This window comes from Rhodothermales bacterium, from assembly GCA_034439735.1.
Classification (GTDB): Bacteria; Bacteroidota; Rhodothermia; order Rhodothermales; family JAHQVL01; genus JAWKNW01.
The window spans coordinates 1-26,069 of the sequence record JAWXAX010000070.1 but is presented as its reverse complement, the minus strand read 5'-3'; the positions used below and the strand labels follow the sequence as shown (position 1 = coordinate 26,069).

Here is a 26,069-nt window from a genome sequence, read left to right as displayed (position 1 = left end):
AATTTTACTGCTCATGGAGAGGAGCCATCTCCATTTAATTCAAGATCGAGATAGGCGAGAAGCAGCCGGTCCGGTACATAGATGCCTGGCGCTGGTATAGCAACATCGTCCGGTGAGATTTCCAGAATTGCATTCACGGGGTCACCTCCCACTAACTTAGTCAATCGATACCAGGCACGAGCGAGCACAGCTTTTTCAGCCGGGGAAAGTGCACCCTCGTTTCGGTTATTAAATAACACACGAGACCATGCATCCCAGGTTCGACGAGCGGGTGGAAAATCAGTGGTAGCGTAGGCGTAGGCAATCCCGTTATTTTTGTCGATCTCACGCCTTGTCTGGCGAGCGAAAATGAATGTGCTTAGCAAGCGGATATGGTCCCAGTCCGGGTCCAGATATTTGTCTACTAACCAGGCATGTAAATTCTCTGGCGACCGAAAATCGTCAGCGGTCATTGTCAAATACGGTGTGTTGTACACACCCTCAAACTGGTTGCGATCCGCCAGAGCGTCCCAAAGTCCATTTATCATTACCGCGCCAAAAGGCGCATCGTCCGCATATTGACCCGTCTCAATGAAATATTGCCTCCACGGGATAGGCCCCGGAAGCGCCAGCATGCCGGCGCACCACTGTAGGCGATGAGTAAACTCACCGTGTTGCCAGGGCACGCTGGGGTCCTTCCAGGTTCGTCCAGCCTTGATCAGTTTCGTTCTAAAATCAGCGGGGTCTACGAATCCCGTGAGGGTCACAGCCCGTGCCCGATCGGCACCCGGGGGAAACATGAACGCATTTTCAATTCCAGTAAGTACTTTCGATAACAAGCCATTGACCAGCCGCCCGGTTTCGTCCGAGCGATCGGATTTGATTTCAAGCAATGCGCCCTCAATTGCATCCAACGTCACCAGATCTCCGAATGCGGCTCGCCCGGCCCGGCTCAACACCTCCTGCCGCATGCGTAGCTCAATCGACGAGAGCCCCGCAACAAACAGGGTATGCGGCGGCTGCAGGAAGCTTGAGAACGCCTCAAGGAAGGCTTTATACGCATCACTGGCCCCTGCCAGGGTAGTAATGCGATCTGATACCGAACGAGTGGGCGCAATGCCCGGTGGGACAAATTGAATGTTCGCCGGCGCAACGTCCAGGGCGAGTATCTCATTCAGAAAAGGCATTGAGCTCTAGAGATCTAGGCGATGGTCACACCGCGCTCCAGCGCGGCAAGGCGTGCTTCGAGGGCATTGATCTGCTCTTCCTTCTGGACGAGCAGGGCGTGGAGGCCCTGGATGGCGGCGAGGGCGACGCCGTCGGCGTCGAGGACGCTGATGTGCCGGTCGTCGGCGCCGACGTCGAAGGCGGCGTGGAAGTCCTGGGCCATGGGGCCGATGTGGCGCGCGCCGGCGTCCGCCTTGAAGCGCCAGTGGTTAATGGGGAGGTCGAGCACTTTCGCGAGCACGTCGGCCGGCTCCACGGGTAAGATGTCTTCCTTCGAGGCTCTGTCGCTGCCGGGCGAAATCGTCCCGTCGGCCTTGATGTCTCCGCCGACGTGCAGGGTGGCTTCCGGGGTTGTCTTGTTGATTCCCACCGTCCCGCCGGCCCCATAGTTGCCTGCCAGCGTAAGGGCGGGTTCATTCGCGTAATAGGCGGTGGGGGCGTACAGATGCGCCCGGCCCCGGTATTTATCGCCCATGTAGTTCGTCTCGAAGGCGACAAACGTCTGGTTGTGGTCCGTGAAATCCGGCTGGAAATTGACCTTGATGCTGGACGTTGGCTCGAGCAGGAGGTTGTTATCGGTCTTGATATTCCCGCCTACGTGCAGCGTGGCCTGGGGGGTCGTTTTGTTGATCCCCACCGTCCCGCCGGCCCCGTAGTTGCCGGCCAGCGTCAGGGCAGGTTCGTTTGTGTAGTAGGCGGTAGGTGCGTAGAGATGCGCCCGGCCCCGGTAAGGATCGCCCAGGTAGTTGGTCTCGAAGGCGACAAACGTCTGGTTGTGGTCTGAGTAATCCGGCTTGAAGTTGACTTTGATCCGGTCGGAGGGCTCCATGGTGAGCCCGCCCACGGCGTTCTGGGTGGCGGCCGGCGCGGCCTTCTCCAGGGCCACCACGTGGCGTCCGTCCCAGAAGCCGGGAATGCCCTCGTAGGCGATATAAAGATTGGTTTCCCCGGGCGGATGCTGGCTGACAAAATGACTGAACAGGATATCAACGAAATGCCCGGGGGCCAGGGCGGCCGGCGCGGTGAACGGCAGCACCGTCCAGGAGGGCACGCCTCCCTGCGTGGTCCGCTGCGCATCGACGCCATCGGCCCGCTTCACCACAACAGCCGCCACCTGGTCCGCCGTCCCGAGCGCCCAATCCACGCTCGGCTCTCCCACGTCGAATGAAAACGTGAACCGGCTCTCCGCCGTAAACGCCAGGGGCTCGTTTCCTGTGTTCGTGATGCGCAGCCGGAGGGTGGTGGTCTGGTGGGGCGTGCCGGTCGGAATTGTTCGCACACCCACGAAGCCTATATGCACGGGTAGCAGTTTCTGCCCGAGGTGGCGCACGAGGGCGAGGTGCTGGAGACAAAGGCCCGCGCGGGCCGGTACGTCGCCGGCCGGCAGCTGATACTTCAATTCCACCCGGGTGCCGTTGGCTGTGAGGTGCTCATCCACCTTCACGTGGGTGAGGGTAAAGGACAGCGCCTCGCCGGCGGCCAGCGACACGGGCTGCACGACAGTCAGGCGCAGGGGCTCCCACCGCCAGCCATCGGGCACGCGGCAGGCAACGGATTGCCGATCCACCAGCACGTTGTCGTGAAACACCAGCTCGAACGTGGCCTGTTCAGGCACCACGAGCGGCTGATCGGTCCGGTTGATCAGCGCCAGATGCATCACGTGCCCCTCGGCACGCGTCGAGACGAGCAGCGACGGCTCGTGCTGGGGGTTGAGCAGGGTGAAACGGATTGGATGTTCGCGCGGGTGAGTCGGCATGGTGGGATTGTCAGGGTGGTTTCGGTTAGGCGTGGCGGTGCGGCGCAATCGGGAAGTAGCAACGAGGCTCAATCAGGCGTATTCCGCAGCTTCAGCCAGCCTTCCCGGATCATCTGGGTCTGTTGGAAGGCCGGCTGGGTAGCCGGTGGCACGATCTCCTGCTCGCTCCAGGTCTCCCCTTCTTTTTCGAGCCACGTCCAGGCCTTGCCGTCGAGCGTCATCAGGGGGAGATCGATCAGCTCCAGCCCGGCAATCACGGGCGACGCCTGAAAAAAGACCTCCACGCACTGGAGCGCGTCGGAAAAATGGATCGGGGGTATCGTGATGGATTTGGCCGGGAGGATGCCCGTAAAGGCGTACAGGGCGGCGCGAGGATCCATCAAGGCGACAAACTGCGCCGGCTGCTGGCTGTTCAGCGTCACCGTAATACCAGGACGCGCCTCCGTGCTCACGTGTTGGTGCTGGTACGGCTCCAGCACGACAGCGCCAGAGTCATCGTCCGCCCCCTCCGGCCAGAGGCCGACCACGCCGTCGTTCAGCCGGCCGCGGTCGCCGATCTGTACCCGAACCTGTAGCCGATCCATGCCGGCGTTACTCCGTTCCTCGAGCGAGGCGCCGGCCGACATATCGCGGGCCAGATCGTCCCAGCTCTGATCGATCGCCAGTGGCCCCATCGTGCGCACGGCCACGGCGACGCGTACGAGCGCCAGCGGCCGGCTCATCAGCAGGGCGATCGCCTGGTGCTGCTCGAAGGTGTCCGGGTCGATGGCCGCTGTCGCCTCGTTCATATTGTCCAGCACATCGCGGAGCGATCCGCGGTCCACGGCCGCCTGGATCTGCCCGACAACCGCGCGTAAGTAGGGATTCTCGATGGCGTCGGAGGCCGCGAGGCCGCCGCCCGGGACGGGTGTCCAGCGCCGGGCGCTGTCATCGATCGCGCCGAGCACCTTCCCGTCCGCGGTGTAAACGGCGATGCTTTCGTCGAGATCGTTCGCGATCAGCCAGCCGCAGAGGGGCGAGGTAGTCGGATCGTCGGTGGTCTCGCGGTGGTCGGCGTGGGAGGCCGAGAGCCAGCGCAACGAGAGTTTCGCAGGCTGGACGAGCCGGGGCGGCAGGTGGCACAGGTCGTCGTCGGCCCGCCAGGAGGAGGGGTAGACGACATCCCCGTCCGGCAGCATGCGCGCTCGCCCGAAGGTATCGATGAGGCGCAACCGGAGCAGGTCGAGCTGGCCGGCGTGCAGGGGCATGAGCCGGCCCAGGGGCTGCGGGATCGAGCGGTGCGACGTCCCCACGGCATCGGCGACACGCTTCGTGAACGCCTGGTAATCCGGCAGCCCCATGGGGTCCGCGATGGGTAGATTGTAGCCCTGCCAATGCATGAGCAGCGCGTCGTTAAACCCGCTCAGGGCCTGGGATAACACGTGGTCCATGTCGTGGACATGATCCCGGTAGATCGCGAGAAACTCGATCAGATGGAGCTCGCGGCGATACCAGCGGACAAACGCCGGCCCAAGCGCACCCGGCAATGGCGACGCCGGGTCGACCTCGTCGATGTCCATCGTCTCGAACGCGTCGCGCAGGAGTCCTTCGGTCGCGATAAGCCGGACCTGATCCAACCGGAGCGCCTGGTTTTCGTCGTACAGCGATATGATGTCCTGGAGCCTGGCCAGGCAGGCCTCGACCCACGAGCCGCCCATCGATACGGCGAGGTGGCTGCCGAGGGTCAGGTACCAGTGGGCAAAACCGGTCCAGTTCTGGGCGAGCCATGCCAATCGAAAGGGGTCCGCCGGCGCGCCGGAGGCCCAGGCGCGGAAGGCCGCCCGCTTGCCGGCGGGGACCCGCTCGGCGAAGAAGGCCTCCAGCTCGCGTCGGAGCTTCTCCGATGCGTGAGGCGTGAGCACACTTCGGCCTGCGTAGCGCGATGTGCTGTTCTGGGTCGGTTGCGTAGCGATCCAGTCTCCGCTTCCTGGATCGAACGAGAAATTGGCGTTCAAGTAGTCGGCCGCGATCGTCCGCCCCGCCGGGTCCGGGGCGTCGCGCTGGACGACGGGCCGCATCTCCACCTCCCATTCGAGCAGGCACGGGTGCTCGGTGCGTCCGTCGGAAACCGAGTAGCCGTTGGATCGACTCGTTAGCGGGGCCTGGCTGAAGAGCGTCTCCATCGCCGCCGAAGGTCCCGCCCAGATCCAGGTGTTGAGATCGGCGCTTCCAGAGACGTCGACACAGGCGCACGGCAGCATATCGGAGCTATCGTGCCGGTCGGTGGCGTCAGCGTATCCGCTGAGGAGGACGACCGGCTCGTTGGGTTGCCAGAAGCGGGGCCCCGGTCGTTGCTCGAGTGCTAATTCTGGCGACGATAGCGCGATGAGCGCGACGATGTCGGCTTTTTTTAGTTCGATCTGGCCGGCGAGGCTCTTTTGAGTCTGGACGAGCTGGTCGATTTCGGGCAGGGACGTTTCATCGATATAGCGGACGATGTCGTCGATGTTCGGATACGTCACCGCCACGCCGGCGACCGGGTAGGCGGCTTCCATGTACTTGACCCAGTCGGAGTGGAGCTGCGTGGCGGACGCCTCGCGCCGCGCGGTGACAGCGTCGAGCGCCTGTTGGAGGCTATTAAGTTCGTCCAGACGAACCGCCAGCCCATCGGGCAGGGCCGCGTCCGGCACAGCCGCATTCGCCTTGTCTCCCCGCACGTCCGGCAGGCTCGGCCGGATGCGCCAGATCGTGGGGCCGGTCCGCGCCGAGAAGCCGCGGGTATGGCGCGCCTCCTTGAATCGGGGGCCGAGGTCGAGCTGATCCGTTCCGAGGAGGGAGGCCAGATGGAGAGCATCGAGTTGCTCTTCGAGCAGGCCGGCTTTTGCCCGATCAGCGCCATACACGGTACGGGACAGGAGGGCTGACAACGCCTCCGTGCCGGTGTTTGCGATGGCGGTAGCAGGTTGTATCTCGGGTTGATCGCGGAGGGTAAGGGCGCTTTCGCCGACGATGTCGATGCGGGCCAGGCAGATGATCCGTTCCGGGAGGTCCGACCGCTGCGTGACGGCCGAAAGGCACGTGAGATCCCACCCAAACTGGCGTGTTATTTCCGAAATCACGCGTTGCACATCGGGGATGGCGGGGTCCCACCTATCCTTCACGTTTCCACCGAAAGGATCGAGCACATCCGCATGGTACCAGCCGGCGATCTCGTACCGCAGCGATCCACGGTCCGCGTCCGTCACCTCCGGGTCCCAGAAACCAAAGATGGAGCGGCAGTTTGGATAAAACGCGTGGAAGGCCGGGTCTCCGTGCCCGATGGCCGTCAGGTAGCCAAGGTAGCCGGCCTGGTCGCCCGATGGGAGGGTCGGCGGCCGCGGGGCCAGGAGGTCCAGCCGGGTCGTCCGCCCCAGGTAAACGGTTTTTACCCCGTGTTCGCTGTCGGTGCGGATCGGGTAGAGGATGCCCTCGGACGGCGCCGGCGCGAAATAATCGCTTTCGACCAGCCACAACGCATCTGTTCGATTGTTGCGCGACCGTCGGACGAGCCAGCGATCGGGCGTGGGGGGAAATCGGGGTTCGTCGTCAGGTGTCGCCGGCGCGCTCGCCCGTTGGCTTGAAGTGAGCGGGGTGGTGCGCGTGAGGGCTGCCGGCAGGGCCCAGTGGAGGTGGCATCCTTTCCCGAGGAGGGATCGCGATGGACTAAAGGGCTCCGTCTGCACCTCGCTGCTCAGAAACGGGACATCCGGGTTGATCGCGTGGCCATCCTCCACGTAGGGCATCCATTCGAAATGGACGAGGGGCCCGACCACCGGGGTGTCCTGGTCAAGAAGTAGGACATCCAGTTTGAGTGGGATGGAGAGTAGCCGCATACGGGTTGGCCGGGTTCATGCTTGTCGGTCTGATGCCCATGCACGCAACCTAAACCCATGCTCGGATTGAAACAAGCCAGGTTTAAAATATCACGGAGCCGTCCATCGCCATCGGAGGAGTCTCCATGCCAGGGAGGAATCCTTTCTATTCGCTCTACCACCCCTACACCCTTATCGCACGACCGAGCTCAACTCGAACAAAGGAAGGTACAATGCCACCAGGAATCCGCCGATCGCGAGGCCGAGGACGGCGATCAGGATGGGTTCGATCACGGAAGTCAGGGTTTCCACGGCGGCGTCGACCTCGTGCTCGAAGTAGCCCGCGGCGTGGAGGACCATCTCATCGAGGTGGGCGGTCTCTTCGCCGACGGCGACCATCTGGACCACGAACTCGGGGAACACCTCGTTCCCCTGCAGAGGCTCGGCCAGCCGGCCGCCGCGTTCTACATGCACCGCCAGCCGGCTGACGAGGGCCTCGACCTGGCTGTGGCCGCTGGTTCGCGCGAGGATTGCGAGCGCCTCGGTGAGGTGCACGCCCCCCTCCAGCAGGGTGCCGAGGGTCCGGCAGAACCGCGCGGCGTGGCTCTTCCGCAACAGCGGCCCCACGAGCGGAATCCGCAACGACACCCGGTCCATCCAGCGCCAGCCGGCTGGGGTGCGGAGCAGCCGGCGTGCACCGGCGGCGACAATAAGCCCACCTGCGATTCCTACCCCGGCGTGCTCGCGCAGTCCCTTGCTTAGTGCCAGCAACGCACGTGTCGGCGCCGGCAGCTCGGCCCCAAAATCGGCGAACATCTCGGAGAAGGTGGGGACGATGACGACCAGTAGGAAGGCCACGCAGGCCGTGGCCAGGGCGACGATGACGCCTGGATAGACCATCGCGAGCCGCACGGCGCGGCGCAGGGCGTACACTTTTTCCTGATAGGTCGCGAGGCGAAGCAGCAGGTCACCCAGCCGGCCGGTCATTTCGCCGACCCGTACGAGCTGCACATACAGGGTATCGAAGGCATCCGGGTGACGGGCGAGCGCGGCCGACAGGCTTTGACCGCGGCGCACGGATTCCAGCACGGCCTCGGCCGCGGCGCGAAGCCCTGGTGCTGGCGTCTGACGACCGGCGGAAGCCAGGGCCTCCAGCAGCGGCAGCCGGGCGGCCACCAGCACGGCGAGGCTCCGCGTGAAAGCGGCCAACGCCTTACGGGAGACGCGGCGATACATCCACCTTGCCGGATGCCAGGCCCCCTGATGCGCGGGACGGCCCGGGGTAGATGCCAGGGTGAGCGGTCTCATGGAGGCCAGGGCGACGGATGTCGCCGGTTGACGCGGGTAGTCGTTTCGAGCACTCGCCGCCGGCCGGCGAGGGCCAGGTGGGCCTCAAAGCCGGGAGCCCCGCCCGACGAATCGGCGGCGAGATCGAATGTCACCCCGAGTACTGTCGTAAAGTCGTGCATCGGGTGGTCCAGCCGCCGTAGTGCTCCGTCACGCCAGGAATAAGCCACCGTATCGCCATCGACACGTACCAGCGCGACGGTCGAATCGGCCCTACGGTACACCGCCACGGCATCGTACAGGTCGTCGCTCAGGCGGGTCAGGGTGGTGTGGAATGCGTTCGCGAGGCGCACATCCTCCTGCCAGCCGTTGACCGCGCGGGACAGAAACAGGTACGCGGAGCCGGCCAGGGTGACGGATACCAGGGTGAGGGCCATCGCGACCAGCAGTTCGACCAGGGTGAAGCCGGCATCGTTAGTCATGGCACAAACCGGTGGGTTTGGAGGGTTACGATCGGCGTGGGTGCGGGGTCGTCGTACACGGCCACCGCCAGCGCCATTAGCCGGCCATCGCGCCGGGCAGTAGACACCACCCGCCATCGCCCCTTGAACGTCGAAGCCGAGTCGGGCGCGGCTTCGGGCATGGCAGCGAGGGCCTCCAGTTGCCGCCTGCCGACGGCCAGCGCCAGCGTGAGCCGTTCGGACCGGTGCTGGCCGGCCTGGTACGCGAAGGCGCCGATCATCGGGGTGAGTACGACGATCAGGAGGGAGACGGCGACGACCGCCTCGACCAGCGTCGAGCCGGCGTCGTCCATCCATTGGCGGCAGAATTCGGTCAGTTGCCCCATGATCGGATGGTGACGACCTCCGGCGTCGTGGCCCCCTCGAAACCGAGCGGGAGGTGAAACGGCGCCGGCCGGGCGTGGAGGTCGATCCTGGTGTCGCGCAGCCAGTTGACGTAGTGGGTGGGTGAAGCATAAAAATGAAACCGGTGAGTAGCCACGGTCCCGAGCACCTGGCCGGCGATTTCCGACTGGCCGGCGCTGTAAACCAACCCGCGCACCGTGGCGCCGGCCTCCACGATCACCCGGCCTCCCGCCTCGCCGTCGATTTTGGGAGCGATCACCGATCCGTCCACTACCGCTGCGCCCGTCAGCCGGATCTCGGCACCCGGCACGTCCTCGCCGGCCTCCTCGAGATCGCCGGCTTGCCCGATGACAAGGAGGACCGATGGATAGTTCAATCGAGTGTGTTCCGCGACTCGGATGCCCTCTTCCGCCACGAGCTGGGCGGCCAGTTCGACGCGGCCGGTGACTTCGATCGTGCGGCCGGCGTAGGCCAGCACTCCTTCGCCGCGTACATCGCCGCTGATCTCCAGGGCTCCGCCCGCAACGAGAATGCTACCCGATTTGAGGTGCAGGGAGCCGGCGAGGAGGAGGTTGTCGCGTGACAGGAGCAACACTGGACTACGAAATAAGGCGCTGTCCACCGTCCCGAATTGGAGCGTTTCGCCACGCACGCGCGTCGGGCCGTCTGGTCCGTCTTCGGGAGGCGAGTCGCCTGCAACCCAGGCGCGAAGCCGGTCGCGCTGCGCAATCACTCCCCGAGAATCGAACGCCGGCAGCGCCGGGACGGCCACCCGGTGGATCGGCCCGTCCACCTCCCCTGAAAAGGGGCGCCCGTCCAGCACGCCGGTCCGAACCCCCTGCGACCCGGCCCGAATGGATCCGCGGACGATCGTCCGGCCGGCGAGGTGAAGCTGCCCGTGCGCGTCGGCGTGAAGGATGGCGTCGCGCAAGGATTCGGGTAGCTCGAACCCGACCAGAGCGTCGATCCGGTGGCGCGCCGGGCCGGCGCGGGCCTCGAGTTGGACCCGCACGAAGCCACCAACAAGACGCGACGTTCGCCGGCAATCCGGCTCGGTATCCTCGGACTCCCCGGGAGCCTCCGCCCAGGCCACGAGGGCGCGGGCCAGGCAGCCTTCGGCGGCGTACCGGGCCTGGAGGCGAAAGACATCGCGTCGGACGAACCGGCTCTGGGCAACCTGGACCATGAGCACCGTCCCGAACAGGGCAGTCAGGATCGTGAACACCATGAGCACCAGCGCCAGGGCCGAGCCCTCGTTGGGAGGCATGGGATGTTTCATAACCAGAAAGCCGGCGGTAAGATTGTGGCGCCGGCCAGCGCGCCGGCGGCAAAAAACGGGGCAAACGGGATGCGGGAATCCCGCTGGAGGACACCCAACAGAAGCCCGATCAGCGCCAGGAATCCCCCCAGGAGGAGCCCGAGGTAAAGCCCCCAGAGGGCCGACCATCCGGCGAGAAGCCCCACGGAGCCGGCCAGTTTGACATCCCCCAACCCCATACCCGGCTGTCCGAACAGGACCTGCCCGAGACCCCGCAGCGCGCCCAGACATCCGGCAGCCGCGAGGCCGGCCAGGATCCGCGCGCCCAACACCTCAGGGCCCCCCGTCGCCGCCATCGCCATACCCAGGACGGCTACAGCGCCCGTCAGCAGGTTGGGGATGCGCCGGGTGCGGGCATCGAGGAGGGCGGCGGCGAGTAGGACGAGCGTGATTAACATGAGGGTACGAGGTGGGCGTTGTCAGTCCGGGGTGCGCTGGCGGATTTCGCCGGCGGCGGTGGCTGCCCAGACGTTGAAGATTCCGTCCTGGTCGAAATCCACCACCGAAGTGGCGGTAGCGACAAAGCCGGCAGCGTCGGCCTGTTCGATGGCGATACGGTAGCGTGCCGTGCCGCCGTCGGGCTGCAGGGCGATCTGTTCAAACCCGATCGCCGCGAGGTCGGCGGTAAAGGTGTCATTCCCGTACCGAAAGGCCTGTTGGAGGGTCTGCACCTGGCGGAGCATCATCTTCGCCTCGGTCATCTTGGCCTCGGTGGTGACGTTGAGGAAGCGGGGTATGGCCAGCATCGCCAGGATACCGACGATGACGACAACAACCATGAGTTCGGTGAGGGAGAAGCCGGCGTCGTCCAACTTCTCGTCATCCCCGACCCCAATCGGGGATCCAGAGGGATGACTCATCCGACTGGATCCCGTAGCAAGTGCGGGATGACACCGTGTCTCACCGATTCGTGTGACTCCTCCCCACCCCCACTGGCGCCAGGGTTGCGCCTCCATTGGAAGCGTCTTGCTGCCTTTCGTGACTCCTCCCCACCCCCGCTGGCAAGGGGGTTGCCCCTCCTCTTGCGAGGAGAGGATCTTCTTTATAATTGAGGGATGCATGACGGTTATTCGAGCAGGTAAATTGTTTTCGTATACCGGCCGGAAGAGAGCCGGACGGCGTTGGCGGCAGGTACTTGGAGTGTGTAGGGACCCAGCGTATCGCCAGCGGCGGCGACGTGGGCAGTGCCGGTGGAATCCTCTAGAATGGCCGTTTCCCCAATGATGGCAAGGAGGGAGTATTGAGCCAGTGGAGTCGGTATTTCTTTCATCGGCCGCGACGGTGCTTTCAGCGGGTGGAAAGGGTCGCGGAAGTCGCCGATGTAAGGTGGGGCCGGCGCTTGCAGGAGGCGCTCGGGCGCCGCGTCGATCGGCGCCTCAGCGACATCCGAAACCTCGAGGGGGTATTCGACGGCGATAACGATTTGGAGGACGTTGTATCCCCAGATCCCGATAGCCGCCACGGCCAATCCGGCGGGCAGCCACTTTTGATTGGAGGCAGGTGTAGTCATGGCGTAGCCTGTGATTCGTCGGCAAAAACGGCGACGAGTTCGAGGCGGACCTCGACCGCACCCGCCCGCACCGCGCGGATCGAGCCGGCAGGCACGCGCAACCGCCCGGGGGTCCGTTCCAGCCGGCTGATGAGTGCTCCCACCGCATGAAACGGGCCTACCCCATCGAGTCCGAAGGCCCGCTCCGTGTGGGCCTCGAGTCGGCGAGGGTCCCCGGGTTGCCAGCGGGTGAGGCAAACGCCGGCGGAGTCGGCGGCCTGCTCGATGGCGCGGATGACCGCCGCCTCTTCGTCGAGGCGCGGGAAGTAGACCCTTTCCCGCGTCATGACGGCCGCCAGGATGGCCCGCTCACGCCCGAGTCGGGCCATCCCTTCTTCCCAGCCAGCAAGGGTTACCTGCTCGGACTCCAGGGCAACGGCATCCCGATACAGCGCCTGGACAGCGGCTGCGCGTGGCCCCACGATCGATACGAGTATTCCCAGAAACGCCATGAGGATGCCCAGTGCAAGGGCCGCCCAGGGCCGTTGTGTGATCGTGTCGATGGAAACCGTCATATCATCCCCCTCCCGGGCCGTTTGATGGAAACGAGACCTGTACCACAAAGCGCCCGTCGCCAACCGACACCAGAGAGACCTGGTGACCCGGTTCGCCGGCCTCCAGCAACTCCATCAGCGCTGCGAAATCCGCTTCCTGAGGCGAGCGGCCGGCGACGGAAAAAACAAGTCGTTCCCCATCTGTCGCTTCCCACGCAATCCCTTCCAGCAAGACCTCTGCTGGAACGGACCGCCCGATCCGCTCAAGCGCCCCGGCCGCGCCGGTCGGAGCCGCTATCGACTCGTTGACATGGAGCCACCGGACGCGGTCGTTCTCCAGCGCAGCGCGGCCGGCGCGGAGGGCGTCGCTTTGGGGCGCGAGGTTGACCACCGCCGCCTCGGCCTCGGCAAGGCGATGGCGGAGAACGGCCTCCGCCCCGGTGATGCCGGCGACGAGAAGCAGGAGGATTAGCCCCAATATTGCGGTTACCCGCACCGCCTCGCGCCGGTCGGTAACATCGCGGGCCTGGCGAGCTTCGGCGGGCTCCAGAAAATCGATGGCCGGCAGCGCGGGAAACAGGCGCGCAACCGCCAGCGCCGCCGCCGGCGCCGCCAACGCCGGCACCATCGCATGGCCGTGGATCGGCTTCAGCGGAGCGGCCGCCGCCAACGAATTCAACGCATTGGGCCTATCGGCGCGCGGGACAACCACCGTACCGGGCGGAAGTGACGACCCGGCCGAGCCGTCCTGCCCGTCGAACACCTCTTCAACCCCGACGAGGACACCACCGGCATACCGTGTCAATTCGGCCCCACCGACCTCCAGCCGCAGCAGCGCCGCGGGGCCGGTCGTGAAGGCAGGATCGAAGGCAAACGCGTGGCCGAGTTCAAGCGTCAAACAGCCCACGGAGACCGGCGCCAGTCCAGCGTCGCGCAAGAGCCCGAGATGATCCGCCAGCGCATCTCGCCGCGCGCAGGCCACAAAAAGACGCTCTCCGTCGATGGCCGGCAGCCGCGCCCAGCGGAGCACGACATCTTCCAGGTGGAGGCCTTCGGGGAGGCTGCGGCGTACTTCCTCGCGCACCCGGTCCGCCTCGGCTTCGGGATCCGACTCATCGGTTGGCGGAAGCATCACGCGCCACACGTGGGCCGGGTCGAGGGCCGCGGCCACCGGTCGCCTGCCAGGCGGCAGGCGGTCGGCGAGCCGGCGCAGCGCCGCCTCAAGCCCATCGTCCGCCACTGGCTCGGTATCGACGGCGCGCACCCTCAGCAGGCCGAGCCGGCGTGCGACATCGACCCGCCGGATGGCCGTGTCGTCCACGTGTAGGCCTGTGACGGTGCGATCCAGGAATGGGACGGTCATGGCTCGATCTCGATATCGTGCACGTTGCCGGTGAAGACATGCGGGGTGATGAAGATGACCAGTTCCGACCGGTGCATGTCCTTCCGGCGGTTTCTAAACAGCCGACCAACGATGGGTATATCGCCCAGGATGGGCACCTTGTTGAAGACCTCCGACTCGCTTTCCTGGATGAGCCCTCCGATGGCGACGGTCTCGCCGGCGCGAAGGCGGACCGTCGTCCGTACCGTCCGGTTGTTGATCGTCGGCGGCACACGGGGGTCAAGCACGCCTACGGGGGTCGCGAATGTCGGATGGATCTCCGCCGTCACCTCGCCGGAAGCGCCCACCCACGGAGTGATTTCGAGCGATACGTTGGCCTCGACGCGTTCGAAATGTTCGGCCTCGTTGACCTGGCCGGACGACGAGAACGGCAGCAGGGTCTTGAGGATGTAATACTGGGTGGTGCCGACGCTTATGTGGGCCGTATGGCCATTTAGCGTCGCGATGCGGGGGCGGGAGCGGACGTGGGCCTTGCCTTCCCTTTCGAGGGCCTGGATGCGGAGATAGAAGTCATCCGGCAGCCGGGTGATGCTGCCGACACCCAACAGGCCGGCGAGTGCGTTGACGTATCGCTCGGCATCGGGAGCGCCCCCGGCGAAGTCGATCCCGCCGGCCTGATCCGCGCCGGTGCCGAAAGAGTAGGTCTCGCCCGCCGGCCCGTTTCCCGGCTCGCCTCCCCCGTCGCGTCCAAAGGTCACCCCCAGCTGACTGAGATCGCTGCTCTCGAAGTCCACCACCAGCGCCTCGATGAGGATCTGCGGCGTCGGCGCGTCAATCTGGACCAGGATCGCCTCCACCTCGGCGATGACGTCTTGCGGGGCCGTGACGAGCAGCGCGTTTTGCTCCTCGACCGTCTGAAACGCTGCGGCTCGTCGGATGGCATCTGGCATCCGCTCGGCGATGCCTTCGGGTTGGATGTGGCGAAGCGGAAGGAGGCGGGTGCTAGCGATGCCGGAGAGCTGACGGTCGCCGACGATAATCACACCGCCTTCCTGGCGATAGGTGAGGCTGGTGTTCCGAAGCAGGTAGTTCAGCGCTTGCTCGACGGTGAGTCCCGAGGCGCGCACCGTGATCCGACCTTCGGGGAGAGCATAGACGACGAGGTCGAACCCCATCCGGTCGGCCACAGCCTGGAGCGCCTCCGCGATGCCAGTGTCGCGCAGGTCGAGGTCGATCGCGCCATTGCGTTCCTCGATCCATGCCCCCGAATCTTCTCCGGCCTCCGTGGCCGAACGGCCGCGACGATCAACCTGCCAGATGCCGTCTGCTTGCCGCAGGACGAACCCGTTGCTGTCGAGAAGCGCGTGAAGCCCCACTTCGAACGGGACATCCTGGAGGTAGCCGGACAGCACACCCGCGACGCCCTGGCGCACGACGATCGGCGTCTCGCCGGCTTCCGCCAAGGCTCGGGCGGTCGCTTCGATGGGGGCGTCGCGCAGATCGAGAAAAAGACGTCCGTCCACGACGCGCACCTCCAGTGGAGAAGCCGGCGGTTCCAGTATCGCCACTCGCAGGATGCCGCCCGATTGCTCCAGCGCCAGCCCGTGCTGTTCACACAGGAACAGCAACGCCTCCAGGACGGGCACGCCGGCGAGGCGGACGGTCACCGAGGTTTCGATCCGGTCATCCACCCAAAGGTTGATGTCGTGTTGCCGCGCGATGGCCCGCAGGACATCCCGCAGGTCAGCGTTCCGCGTGTTCAGGTCCTCAAGCATCGCGTGTGCGCCGGCGGGAAGCTGGTCCCTGTCGAATGCCGCGACGACAGCCGGAGGCCGTTCCTGCGCGGTGGTGACGCACAACAGGGCGAAGAGGCCAATTATCACGTGCAAGGCGATCATGGGCGTTTCTGGTCAGGTTTCGGCATACACTTCTTCGGCCGCGACGATGCCGGCGTTCATGGCATCGTGCGCCGCATCCCGGAGCGTGCGCATCCCCTCGGCGCGGGCCTGTTTTCGAATGGCCGCGGTGTCGGCCCGCCGCACGATCAGGTTGGCGATCGGCTCCGACACCGGCATCGTCTCCATCACCGCGATGCGCCCCCGGTAGCCGATGTCGTGGCAGGCGGGGCAGCCGGCCCCGCGCCAGCCGGCGTCGGTGGCGTGCGGATGGGCGCGGATGCGGCAGGCGGGGCAGATCCTCCGCAGCAACCGCTGGGCGATGACGAGCCGCAGGGCCGATCCCACCAGGAACGGCGGCACCCCGAGGTCGACGAGGCGGACGGCCGCGCCGGCGGCGTCGTTTGTGTGGAGCGTCGAGAGGACCAAGTGGCCCGTGAGCGCCGCTCGGACGGCCAGCTCGGCGGTCTCGGCATCGCGGATCTCGCCGACGAAGATCACGTCCGGGTCCTGCCGCAGCATGGCACGCAGCGCGTGCGCGAACGAATACCCGATGTCGGGCCGGACGTGCGTCTGGCAGACGCCAGGGAGCTCGTATTCGACGGGATCTTCGATGGTCACGATGTTGATGTCGGGAGCATTAAGCGCCTGTAGCGCTGCGTAGAGCGTCGTCGTTTTGCCGCTGCCTGTCGGGCCCGTGGAGAGGATCATCCCATATGGCCGAGCGAGAGCCTCTCGCAGCTTCGTGTGATCGCGGCCGGCCAGGCCGAGCGCGGCCAGGTCGAACGGAAGCCCTCCCCCCGAACCGCCCCGGTCGAGCAGTCGCAGCACGGCTTTTTCCCCGCGACTAGAGGGCAGCGTGGCGACCCGGATATCGACTTCCCCGGCGGGGCTTAAAAACCGAAACCGCCCATCCTGCGGCCGGCGACGCTCGGCGATATCGAGACCCGCGAGGATCTTGATGCGGGAAACGACCTCGTCCTGCATTCGCGCCGGCAGGACGCGATCGACCCGCAACGCCCCATCAATCCGGTACCGCACTCGCAAGCCCTCCTCCGCTGGCTCCAGGTGGATATCGCTCGCCCGGCGTTCCTGCGCCCGTTGCACGATTACCTCCACATGCTGGATGGCGCTTCCGACCGGGCCGGCTTCGCGCGGGGCCGACAGGACCTCCTGGCGCCTCCCTTCCGGGTACCACGCGGACAGCAGTTCGGCCAGATCCTCGGCCGGCAGCGGCACCGGCCGGATCCGCCGCCCCGTCACCAACGCCAGACGGCGCGCCACGGCCGGCTCGGGCAACGCCTCTACCCCCACCTCCAGTTCACGCCCCGAAAGCGCCAGCGGAACAACGCGATGCCGATGCGCCAGCACGGCCGGCAAGAGCGCCAGCAAGGCCGGCGCGGGGGTGGGAAGGACAGCGATCGAAAGCGGCATGGCAAAATGGGAGACGAGGATACAGGTTCGACGACCCCATAATCGCCCGGCGAGGCAGGAGAAACATGAGCGGAAAATGAAATGCGACGTCCGGGATCGCCAGTCGCCCACTTGTAACGATCCCGTAACTTGGATGGTCGTACAGGGTATGCGGACGGGGGGCGATCGCGTCTAGAAGGAGAAACAAGATCCCCCACGCATCAGCCCGACCTCGCCATGTCCCAGTCCCATGCGTTATCGCTCCCGCCGGCCTTCCCCCTGCGGCTATTACCACATGCCTCACCCCGGGATGGGCAGGCGGTGGTCCACCAGATGCCGACCGACCGGCATCCGCCCGAGCCCGTGGCGGACTGGATGACGTGCGGTCCGATCCGCCTCAACCGAAGGCATCGCGAAGTGGTGGTCGGGCACGAGCCCGTGCGGCTTCGCCGGCGCGAATTCGCGCTCCTCGAGTGGCTCATGCGCCACCCGGGGCACTATTTCACACGCGACGAGTTGCTCGCCCAGGTCTGGGGGCTGGGATTTAACCCCGGGACCAACGTGGTGGATGTCCAGGTCTATACGCTCCGCCAGAAACTCGCCCGGGTGGGCGCCGACCGTGTCATCGAAACGATGCGGGGGGTGGGATATCGCGCAAAACCGGCCGGATGAGACCAAAAAGTGATCCATGCGGTATCCCGATCCCACCGTGGCCGCCTCCGTCAGCGCGGGTCGCATCCCGCTTACGCTATTTTTCTGTCCGATGGGCACACGCACCTTCATCCTGCCTTTCAGCTTGCTGTGCACGCTGACGCTCGCGGCGCCGGGATGCTACCGCGAGGCGCCGGCCGACCTCGTCCTACGCGGGGGCTCCGTCTATACGATGGCATCGCCGGCGCGGGCCGAGGCGGTCGTGGTGCGGGGAACGCGGATCGTTTTTGTCGGCGCCGACGCCGAGGTCGGGCGCTTCGTGGGGCCGGCGACGCGGGTCGTCGACCTCGCCGGCCGGATGGTGCTGCCCGGCTTCCGCGACACGCACGCCCACCCGGCCACCAGCGGGGTGGAGTTAAACGAGTGCCGGCTGGACGACCTGGCCATGGCCGAGGCCATCCTGGCACAGATTCAGACCTGCGCCGAAACCACGCCGGCCGGCGCCTGGCTCCGCGGCGGCGGATGGGCGCTGCCGGCGTTCCCGCGGGCCAACCCGACCCGCGACGCCCTGGACGCCGCGACGCCCGACCACCCCGCGTTCCTCCTCGCGGCCGACGGCCACTCGGCCTGGGTAAACAGCCTCGCCCTGGAACGCGCCGGCATCACCCGCGCCACACCGGACCCGCCCAACGGCCGGATCGAGCGCGACAACTCGGGCGCGCCGTCGGGGACGCTGCGCGAGGCGGCGGTCGACCTCGTCAACCGCGCGCTGCCCGCATACACGGCCGACCAGTGGCGCGCCGGCATCCAGGACGCACTCCGCCTCGCGAATTCGTTCGGGATCACCGCAGTGCACGAAGCCGCGCTGACGCCGGAGTCGCTCGAGGCCTACGCCGCGCTGGCGGCTGAACAACGGCTCTCGGCCCGCGTCATCGGTGCTCTGTTCGTTTCGCCCGAAGGAGGGCTCGCGCAGGTGGATTCCTTTATCAGTGTGCGCGCCCGGCATCCCGCGACACCCTTCTTCCGGATCGATGCGGCTAAACTGATGGCCGACGGGGTGATCGAATCGGGCACGGCCGCGCTGCTGGCGCCCTATCTCGGGGCATCGGAGGCGGCGGAAGTGGCGGAAGTGGCGGCGGCCACCGGACCGGTCACTGGGCCGGCCACCGGACCGGTCACTGGGCCGGCCACCGGACCGGTCACTGGGCCGGCCACCTATCGGCCCGGTCAGCTGGACACGCTCGTGGCGGCGCTGGACGTCTCGGACTTCCAGATCCACATCCACGCCATCGGCGACCGCGCCGTCCGGATGAGTCTGGACGCCATCGCCCACGCTCGCCGCGACGGCTCACACAGCGCGCCGCCGATCCTCGTCCACATTCAACTCATCGATCCCGCGGACCTCCCTCGATTTGCCGAGCTGGGGGTGGTAGGCAGCTTCCAGCCGCTGTGGGCGTACGCGGACACGTATATCACGGAGCTCACCGAGCCGGTGCTCGGCCCCGAACGGTCGCGGTGGTTGTACCCAATCGCGTCGCTGTCCGCTACTGGCGCGGTCGTTGCCGGCGGCAGCGATTGGAACGTCTCGTCCATGAACCCGCTGGACGCCATCCAGGTGGGCATCACCCGGCGGGCGCTGGAGGATTCGACCGGGCCGGCGTGGATCCCGCAGGAACGGGTGGACCTCACGACGCTCCTGCGGATGTACACGATCAACGCGGCCATGGCCGCCGGCGACGCCGGCGAAAACGGCTCACTCGAAGTCGGAAAACAGGCGGATATCGTGGTGCTGGAGCGCGATCTGTACGCCATACCGCCCCACGACATCCACCGCGTCCGGGTCGATATGACGGTGGTAGATGGGGTGGTGGTTTATTCGCGCGCGCCTTGATCCATCAATACTGCCCGAGCGCCGCGCGAAGGGCCGGCTCGTAGGCATCGGCATACCGTACCATCCCGAGGTCGTTCGGATGGGATCCATCGGTGGCGGCCTCGCCGTCGTCGCCGAGAAGCTGCTCGCCGTCGAGATAATACAGGCGGTCGACCCCGTCGTCCAGCAGGCGGGCGTAGGTGCGCCGTAATGCCTCGCGGCTGTTGCGGTGGTGCTCCTCGCGCGCCGGGAAGAAACGAGTGTTCGTGAACGACCGGTCCTCGACGAGCAGCACGGGGGTATCCGGATGCGCGGCCCGGAGCTGGCGGACCAGCGGGGCGGCGCGCTCGTCGACGCCGGCGGCGTCCATGTTGGGCAGGCAGTCGAGGGCGAACACACACGGGTCGAGCTCGGCCAGCAACGCACCGACCTCGGGCTCCATGCGGCCGTTGCCTGAAAAGCCCAGGTTGATGACGGGCCGGTTGAGCCGGCGGCCCAGGATGGCCGAAATCGATATCCCCGGCCGTGACGCGCAGGCGCCGTGCATGATCGACGTCCCGTAAAACAGGATCGGCCGCTCCGCCCGGGGAGCGAGTGGCTCAAACGACGCCCCGGCATCGACGGCGATTTCGAGGGATTCGACGCCGTTGTACAGGGGAAGATACACCGTGTACCGCCGTTTACCGGGCCGCAATCCCTCGGCGGCCGGTTTCTCCACCGTCTGCGCCTCCGGCTGCACCACGGCGGCCCACCGGTCGACGCCGTGGTCGTCGGTAGCGTAGAGATCGAGTCCGCTCACCCCCGTCGCCGGCATATGCGGCATCGCGAGGCGGTCGGACAGCAACGTGTAGCGCACGTGGATGGCCGGCGCATCGGTCACGAACCGGACCGACTGGCCGGCGGAGTGCCGCGACAGGTCCCACACCGGCGGCCGCACGACCCCCTCCGCCTTGCCGGGCAGCCGGTCGAAGTACCGTTTTGTATCCATCCACCCCTTCCCTTCGATCCCCCAATCACGGACATCGCGCCAGACGAGATCCGCCGGCGCGGCGTGGGCACTGCGGGGCAACGCGGCGACGGCCGAGGCGCCGGCGATCAATTGAAGAAAATGACGGCGGGAAGTACGAATTGACGCAGGCATGGCAGGAGGCCGGGGGCAGGTTTGGCGGAGCGTTGATGGCTTGATGCGTCAGAATAGGAGCGCGTGACATTAAATGCCAGCCGGCAAGGCGGGCAATCCAAACGCGTATTGACTCGCACTCCGTAATTTTCTACTTACACCCATCCCCCGCTCACACGCCGCTCACCATGCTCGAACAAAGCGACTTCCTCCGGTTCTTGCTGTTACTCACCACCGCGCTGGGGCTCTCCTTCACCATCGAGACCGCGCAGGCCTTCTGGCTTCAGGCCGTCGGCGCTTTCGCCGGCATTGCCCTCTGCCATTTCACCCATTTCGGGCTATTTAACGGCATCGGGGTGATCGGGGAAGTCTCCCCGGTGAGCGGCGCCATCTTGTCAGGCATCCTGATAGGCGGGGATCGCAGCCGATCCACGTCCTATGCAATTCCTGAACGAGCGGAATGTGGTGGATATGAAACCAGTCCGCCAGGAGGACCTCATCGCCACGCCGGCAGCTCTCGCGGCCAGTACGGCCACGCCTGCCCGGCCGACGAGTAACTGTACAACGCGGCGCGCGTCATGGCCCTGTGGTGCCATCTGTACGACATCCAGCCGGATTTCGAGAAGACGATCCTCATCAAAGGCCGCGGCCTCGTCTACGCCTTCGGGGCATTCGGTGCGCTCTTCGGGCTGCCGACTCTCTACCGAATGCGCAAGACCCGGCAATTCTCCCGGTTCGTCGTCCTCGCGAAAGCGGGGATCCATGCAATGCTGCATGAATGGCTTGGATCCCCAATCGAGTTGGGGATGACGAGAAGGGAGTAACGACTATTTCTCAACCATTTCTCAAAGACCAAAGCTCATATCAGCTGACTTTTCAGATCGATCATTTTGGGGTTGGCGCGGAGAATCAGCGTCAGCTTTTTCTCACGCCGCCACCCCTTGATCTGTTTTTCCCGAGCGATGGCTTCTTCCGATCTTTCGAAGGCCTCGAAGTATACGAGATCAAATACCTTGTACCGGCTAACGAAAACACTCCCCATGCCGGCCAGATGCATTTCAAGACGCACGGGTAGATTGTTCGTGATTCCGGTGTAGAGCACCGTCCGCCGGCGATTGCTGAGGATATACACGTGAAAGGTCCGCGCCATGTCTGAAGGAGGTTATTTCTCCTTCTAGACGTAGTTGCCTGGCCGGATATACCCTCTGGAAGATAAAATCCACCGCCATCGTGAGCCGGGACGATGGAATCGGCCCGTGTCGAACGACCTCGAGGACGACCGCACTTACCTCTAGACAAAAACGCGGTCGGCCATCGTGTCTTCGTGAGCCGGGACGATGGAATCGGCCCGTGTCGAACGACCTCGAGGACGACCGCACTTACCTCCAGACAAAAACGCGGTCGGCCTGTAGGTGGTTCGACACTTCGATCGCAAGCGATCGATGGCTCACCATGACAGGCTATTCGATCGCAAGCGATCGAAGTGTCACAATGACAAGCGTTTTTTGTGCATTATTGGCAGGCAGAAAGGGTATATCATAAGCAACCTGCCTGCCCTGCCTTACAACCGATGCGTGTAGTTCACTTTAAACGCAGCGCCGGTCTCGAATGCCCGGAGCATGAACCGGTTGGCGTTTGGCGTCTGGACGAACTCGTTTTCCCAGTTCCGGGTGAAGAGGAAGAACAGGTCGTTCCCGGGGCGAATCGTCCAGCGGAAGCGGGTGAAGAGAGTGAGGCGCTCGGAGACGTCGTCGTACTGCGTGATGGCCGTGAGGGAGGTCCAGGGACTGAACTGCCAGCCGAGGGTGAACTCGTAGAGGTTGGTGATAAACGCGCCCTCGTCCAGGTCGACGTCGTTGTGCTCCCACGACAGGGTCGTGCTCATGCCGGCGCGGGGGCGGACGGTCAGCGCGCCGGCGACGGAGCCGCGGGTGCCCGTCCAGAACGATCCGTAGGACGCCCCACCTGCCACGGACACGTCTCGCCGGCTGGCGGACTCGACCTGGAAGCCGATCGTCTGGAAATCGTAGGTCTCGGCCACAATTGTCAGGTCCTGGTAGATCGTAAAATCGCGCTCCAACACCTCGCGCGCGCGCTCGTACGTCAGCGCGAATTCATCCCCGCTCTCCAACTCCATCCCGAACACCTCGGCGCTGAGCCCGCGTGTCAAAACGGCATTCTGAAGGCTCCAGATGGTTTCGTAGGCCACCTGGAAACGCAGGTTGCGGATCGCGGCGCTCCGCCGCATCAGTGGCTGGTATTCGACCTGGGGTTCGAGCCGCTTGAAGTTATTCCGTGTCACGAATCCTACAGCCGGATTGTAGACGGAGCCGAACTGCCGGAAGGACGTCTGGAAGACGACCGGATCGTTGGCGTAGCGGAACCGGAGGCCACGGACGCTGCGATCCAGGCCGCTGGAGGTGTCCGCAAAGACATTGTCGTTATGCCAGGCCCAGAAGGCCTGGAAGTTGAAGTTTTTATCCAGCCCCAGAAACCGCCGGGTGGTGAGCTCGAGGTCGGCCCCGAGGGAATAGCGGTCGGGCGCAAACGCGGCGCCCTCGAAGCGGTCGGAGGCGCGACGCGTAGCCATCACGCCGAGGCTCGACTGCTCCCCGAAGTTTCGTTTCACGCGGGCGACGGAGAAATCTTCCGCGGGAAGCGCGTCGGCCCGGGCGGTGCGGACCTGCAGCACGCCTATATCGAACCGTCCCTGCTGACCAGCTACGCGCGCGCCAGCGACGATGGGTATCTGCTGACCGCCGTCGAGGCCGATACGTCGGCTGAAAAAGAGGTTGGCGGCGTTGCGCGGCGCGAATTCAAACAGGTTCGATCCTTCGAGGAAGAAGTCCCGCTTCTCTGGAAAAACAAGCGGAAAACGCGTCAGGTTGACGCGGCGCTGGTCCACCTCCACCTCCGCGAAATCGGTGTTGATCGACAACGCCCCGCGCAGGCTCGGCGTGATGCTGTAGGTGAGATCGACCCCAAAATCCCCGCTGTACCGGGTCGGGCGGTCCTGCGCCGGCACGTAGCGCCAGCCCCCGACACCGTACGGCTTTATTTCAAGGCCGGCGCCGTGCGACATCTCCCGAAGTTCCGTCAAATCGCCCGCAAAAACGGCCTCGAACAGGCTCTGGTTGCGCCGGTGGCCGTTCCAGAGTGTCTCCTCGTTCTGGCGGCGGATCGTGCGCTGGAAGTTGATCCCCCAGGTGTCATTGTCCGGGTTGAAGTTGAGGGTTCGGAAGGGGATGCGGATCTCGGCGGACCACCCGTGCTCGCCGCGGTACACGCGGGCTTCCCAGATGCCGTCCCACGCCTTATTGACCCCGCCGGTGATCAACAGCCCATCCCCCATCAGGCCGGCCGGGTTGATTTCGAAAAAATAGCCGGTGCGCCCGTCGTGGAAGGTATCCAGTATCCACATAAATCGGTCGTCCGACGCCAGAGACGCGTCGCGCTGGAGTTGATGGCCGATCACGCCGTCCGGCTCGCTGTCGTGCAGCATCGCGCCGATATAGAGATGGTCGCTGTCGTACACCACAAACACCTCCGAAGGCTCGGACGAGCGCTGGCCCTCGACGGGGAACCGCTGGAGGAAATCCGTCGCCGGCTCGGCCAGGCGCCAGAACGGCTCGTCGAGCCGGCCGTTGAGCTGGACTCGGTCGCCCTCCCCCAACCGGTGCGCGCGCATCCGTCGATCCTGCGCCTCGGCGACGCGCTCGAACGTCATCAACAGGAGGATATACCAGAGCATCCCGGGAATCAAGGGCGACGAAGGGGTGACACGTCGGATCATGAGGGCGGCGATCGGTGGAAAATGCATCCAAAAGTACAGGAAAATGCCCGGATGCGGGGCCTTGTGCCGCCTTGTTTTACATCTTCTTAACGATGCCTATCTTCCCCGAGACCCCCCGCCATCCACCCCAACACCTCCATGCCTCTCCTCCGACGCTACCTCGTACTCCTTCTCCTCCTGCCCATCCTCCCCGCCGTCGCACAGGACGATGGCTTCCGACCGCTCTTCGACGGCCAGACCCTCGCCGGCTGGGAGGGCAACGCCGAGTACTTCCGGGTGCAGGATGGGGTGTTGATCTCGGGCCGGCTCGACCGCGAGATCCCCCATAACAACTTCCTGTGCACCGACGAGCGGTTCGGCAACTTCGATCTCCGCCTGGACGTGCGTATGAACGGCCGGCGTAACAACGGCGGCATTCAGATCCGCACCGAACGTGTCCCGCTCCACTACGAGGTCTCCGGCTACCAGGCCGACATCGGCGAGTGGCCGCCCGAAAACACGAAGTTCGTCTGGGGCGCGATGTACGACGAAACCCGCCGCAACAAATACCTCTCGCCGGCCCGGGAGGACATCCCAGACTTCGTCCACATCACCGACTGGAACACCTATCGCGTCCTCGCCGACGGCCCGCGGATCCAGATCTGGGTAAACGATGTGCTCACGACCGACTTCACCGAGACGCAGTCTGTGCCCGGCACGGGCCGCATCTGCGCCCAGATACACAGCGGGCCGGCCGCCGAGGTGTGGCACAAAAACATCCGCATCAAGCCGCTGAGTTATCCGTTGTTCGACGGCCAGACACTGACCGGCTGGGAGGGAAATCCGGAGTATTTCCGGGTGGAGGATGGATCGATCGTCGCCGGCCGGCTGGACCGCGCCATCCCCAACAACGAATTCCTCTGCACCACAAAGGAGTTTGGGGATTTTGAGCTGACGCTCCAGTCGAAGATGGCCGGCAACGTCAACAACGGCGGCATCCAGTTCCGGACGAAGCGCATTCCCGACCACCATGAGGTGTCCGGCTACCAGGCGGACATCGGCGCCATCGGCTCCAACGAAAGCCCGATCCCCGTCTGGGGCGCCCTGTACGACGAGAGCCGGCGCGACCGGTTCATCGTGCCGGCGGTGGAAGGCCTGGCGTCGTTCTCCAGCTACACCGAGTGGAACGACTACCGCCTCGTCGCCCGCGGCCCCCGCATCCAGATATGGATCAATGGCCAGCAGACGACGGATTATACCGAGCAGACACATGTCGACACTTCCGGCATACTCTGCGTCCAGATCCATGGCGGGCCGGCGGCGGAGGCGTGGTATCGCGACCTGCGGATTAGCGAATAGCGATTAGCCATTAGCGATTAATGCGAATCAGGAGTTGAAGTACGACACAAGCCGGTTTCCACTACACACTCCATGGTCGTCATCCCCAACTTGATTGGGGACCCATTGAACACTCGAGAATAGCTCACTTGCTGCTCCTTTCTCGTAACTTCGTCATCGTTGAAGCTCGCATGGTTCCGCGCGTTCGCGGGAGCCTGCCCCCGGCTTTGACCGGGGGATGACGAGTTTCTTTGGTGAGTAAGACTAAGTATCATCACGGTAAATCCGTTGAATGGCTGCGACGACCGTTCAAGGTTAGAGGCTGAGGGAAGCCACATTAAACCTTGAGAAACTGTTGAGAT

At 65.1% G+C, this 26,069-nt stretch carries 22 protein-coding genes; 5 read left to right on the top strand and 17 right to left on the bottom strand.

Annotated elements, in window-relative coordinates; translation table 11 throughout:
* Positions 1–11 precede the first annotated feature (11 nt).
* The 14 genes from SH809_05195 to SH809_05130 form a co-directional block, all read right to left on the bottom strand.
* A complete protein-coding gene (locus SH809_05195; protein MDZ4699083.1) occupies positions 12–1,166 on the bottom strand; it encodes a LirA/MavJ family T4SS effector in 1,155 nt (384 codons plus the stop codon).
* 14 nt (positions 1,167–1,180) lie between these two features.
* Positions 1,181–2,962, bottom strand: coding sequence for a tail fiber domain-containing protein (locus tag SH809_05190; GenBank protein MDZ4699082.1), 1,782 nt, complete (start codon positions 2,960–2,962; stop codon positions 1,181–1,183).
* A 68-nt stretch (positions 2,963–3,030) separates the two neighbouring features.
* Complete coding sequence (locus SH809_05185; protein MDZ4699081.1) at positions 3,031–6,813, bottom strand: hypothetical protein; 3,783 nt, start codon at positions 6,811–6,813, stop codon at positions 3,031–3,033.
* 171 nt (positions 6,814–6,984) lie between these two features.
* Positions 6,985–8,100, bottom strand: a complete 1,116-nt coding sequence (locus SH809_05180) for a type II secretion system F family protein (protein ID MDZ4699080.1) — start codon at positions 8,098–8,100, stop codon at positions 6,985–6,987.
* A complete protein-coding gene (locus tag SH809_05175) occupies positions 8,097–8,561 on the bottom strand; it encodes a prepilin-type N-terminal cleavage/methylation domain-containing protein (GenBank protein ID MDZ4699079.1) in 465 nt (154 codons plus the stop codon). The genes SH809_05180 and SH809_05175 overlap by 4 nt, the downstream gene beginning before the upstream one ends.
* Positions 8,558–8,926, bottom strand: a complete 369-nt coding sequence (locus tag SH809_05170) for a hypothetical protein (GenBank protein MDZ4699078.1) — start codon at positions 8,924–8,926, stop codon at positions 8,558–8,560. Before SH809_05170 ends, SH809_05175 begins: the two co-directional genes overlap by 4 nt.
* The gene (locus SH809_05165; GenBank protein ID MDZ4699077.1) at positions 8,914–10,224 is read right to left on the bottom strand and encodes a hypothetical protein; all 1,311 of its coding nucleotides are present in this window, start codon (positions 10,222–10,224) and stop codon (positions 8,914–8,916) included. The genes SH809_05170 and SH809_05165 overlap by 13 nt, the downstream gene beginning before the upstream one ends.
* A complete protein-coding gene (locus SH809_05160; protein MDZ4699076.1) occupies positions 10,221–10,661 on the bottom strand; it encodes a prepilin peptidase in 441 nt (146 codons plus the stop codon). Before SH809_05160 ends, SH809_05165 begins: the two co-directional genes overlap by 4 nt.
* A 21-nt stretch (positions 10,662–10,682) precedes the next feature.
* Complete coding sequence (locus SH809_05155) at positions 10,683–11,123, bottom strand: prepilin-type N-terminal cleavage/methylation domain-containing protein (GenBank protein MDZ4699075.1); 441 nt, start codon at positions 11,121–11,123, stop codon at positions 10,683–10,685.
* A 206-nt stretch (positions 11,124–11,329) separates the two neighbouring features.
* On the bottom strand, positions 11,330–11,773 hold the full coding sequence (locus SH809_05150) for a hypothetical protein (protein ID MDZ4699074.1): 444 nt from the start codon (positions 11,771–11,773) through the stop codon (positions 11,330–11,332).
* Positions 11,770–12,327: a hypothetical protein gene (locus SH809_05145; GenBank protein MDZ4699073.1), complete on the bottom strand. Its 558-nt coding sequence runs from the start codon at positions 12,325–12,327 to the stop codon at positions 11,770–11,772. The genes SH809_05150 and SH809_05145 overlap by 4 nt, the downstream gene beginning before the upstream one ends.
* A gap of 1 nt (position 12,328) precedes the next feature.
* The gene (locus SH809_05140) at positions 12,329–13,669 is read right to left on the bottom strand and encodes a hypothetical protein (protein MDZ4699072.1); all 1,341 of its coding nucleotides are present in this window, start codon (positions 13,667–13,669) and stop codon (positions 12,329–12,331) included.
* Positions 13,666–15,546 (bottom strand): secretin and TonB N-terminal domain-containing protein, encoded by a 1,881-nt coding sequence (locus tag SH809_05135; protein ID MDZ4699071.1) that lies wholly within the window; start codon positions 15,544–15,546, stop codon positions 13,666–13,668. The genes SH809_05140 and SH809_05135 overlap by 4 nt, the downstream gene beginning before the upstream one ends.
* A 12-nt stretch (positions 15,547–15,558) precedes the next feature.
* On the bottom strand, positions 15,559–16,977 hold the full coding sequence (locus SH809_05130) for a GspE/PulE family protein (protein MDZ4699070.1): 1,419 nt from the start codon (positions 16,975–16,977) through the stop codon (positions 15,559–15,561).
* Positions 16,978–17,193: 216 nt separating this feature from the next.
* On the opposite strand from SH809_05130, the gene SH809_05125 reads away from it, so the two are divergent.
* Both SH809_05125 and SH809_05120 read left to right on the top strand, forming a co-directional pair.
* Positions 17,194–17,628 carry a winged helix-turn-helix domain-containing protein gene (locus SH809_05125; protein ID MDZ4699069.1) on the top strand — a complete coding sequence of 145 codons (435 nt, stop codon included), beginning with the start codon at positions 17,194–17,196 and terminating at the stop codon, positions 17,626–17,628.
* A gap of 16 nt (positions 17,629–17,644) precedes the next feature.
* Entirely contained in the window at positions 17,645–19,498 is a 1,854-nt protein-coding gene (locus tag SH809_05120; protein MDZ4699068.1) for an amidohydrolase, read from the top strand.
* Between the two features lie 4 nt (positions 19,499–19,502).
* Here the strand turns inward: SH809_05120 and SH809_05115 are convergent, their stop codons facing one another.
* Positions 19,503–20,618 (bottom strand): SGNH/GDSL hydrolase family protein, encoded by a 1,116-nt coding sequence (locus SH809_05115; GenBank protein MDZ4699067.1) that lies wholly within the window; start codon positions 20,616–20,618, stop codon positions 19,503–19,505.
* 167 nt (positions 20,619–20,785) lie between these two features.
* Here SH809_05115 and SH809_05110 point away from each other — a divergent pair, with 167 nt between their 5' ends.
* The gene (locus SH809_05110; protein MDZ4699066.1) at positions 20,786–21,154 is read left to right on the top strand and encodes a hypothetical protein; all 369 of its coding nucleotides are present in this window, start codon (positions 20,786–20,788) and stop codon (positions 21,152–21,154) included.
* A 21-nt stretch (positions 21,155–21,175) separates the two neighbouring features.
* Positions 21,176–21,421: a hypothetical protein gene (locus tag SH809_05105; GenBank protein MDZ4699065.1), complete on the top strand. Its 246-nt coding sequence runs from the start codon at positions 21,176–21,178 to the stop codon at positions 21,419–21,421.
* Between the two features lie 35 nt (positions 21,422–21,456).
* On the opposite strand, the gene SH809_05100 is transcribed toward SH809_05105, so the two are convergent.
* On the bottom strand, positions 21,457–21,747 hold the full coding sequence (locus SH809_05100; GenBank protein ID MDZ4699064.1) for a GIY-YIG nuclease family protein: 291 nt from the start codon (positions 21,745–21,747) through the stop codon (positions 21,457–21,459).
* Positions 21,748–22,158: 411 nt separating this feature from the next.
* A complete protein-coding gene (locus SH809_05095) occupies positions 22,159–24,390 on the bottom strand; it encodes a DUF5916 domain-containing protein (protein MDZ4699063.1) in 2,232 nt (743 codons plus the stop codon).
* A gap of 138 nt (positions 24,391–24,528) precedes the next feature.
* On the opposite strand from SH809_05095, the gene SH809_05090 reads away from it, so the two are divergent.
* Positions 24,529–25,728: a DUF1080 domain-containing protein gene (locus tag SH809_05090; protein ID MDZ4699062.1), complete on the top strand. Its 1,200-nt coding sequence runs from the start codon at positions 24,529–24,531 to the stop codon at positions 25,726–25,728.
* Positions 25,729–26,069: the final 341 nt, after the last annotated feature.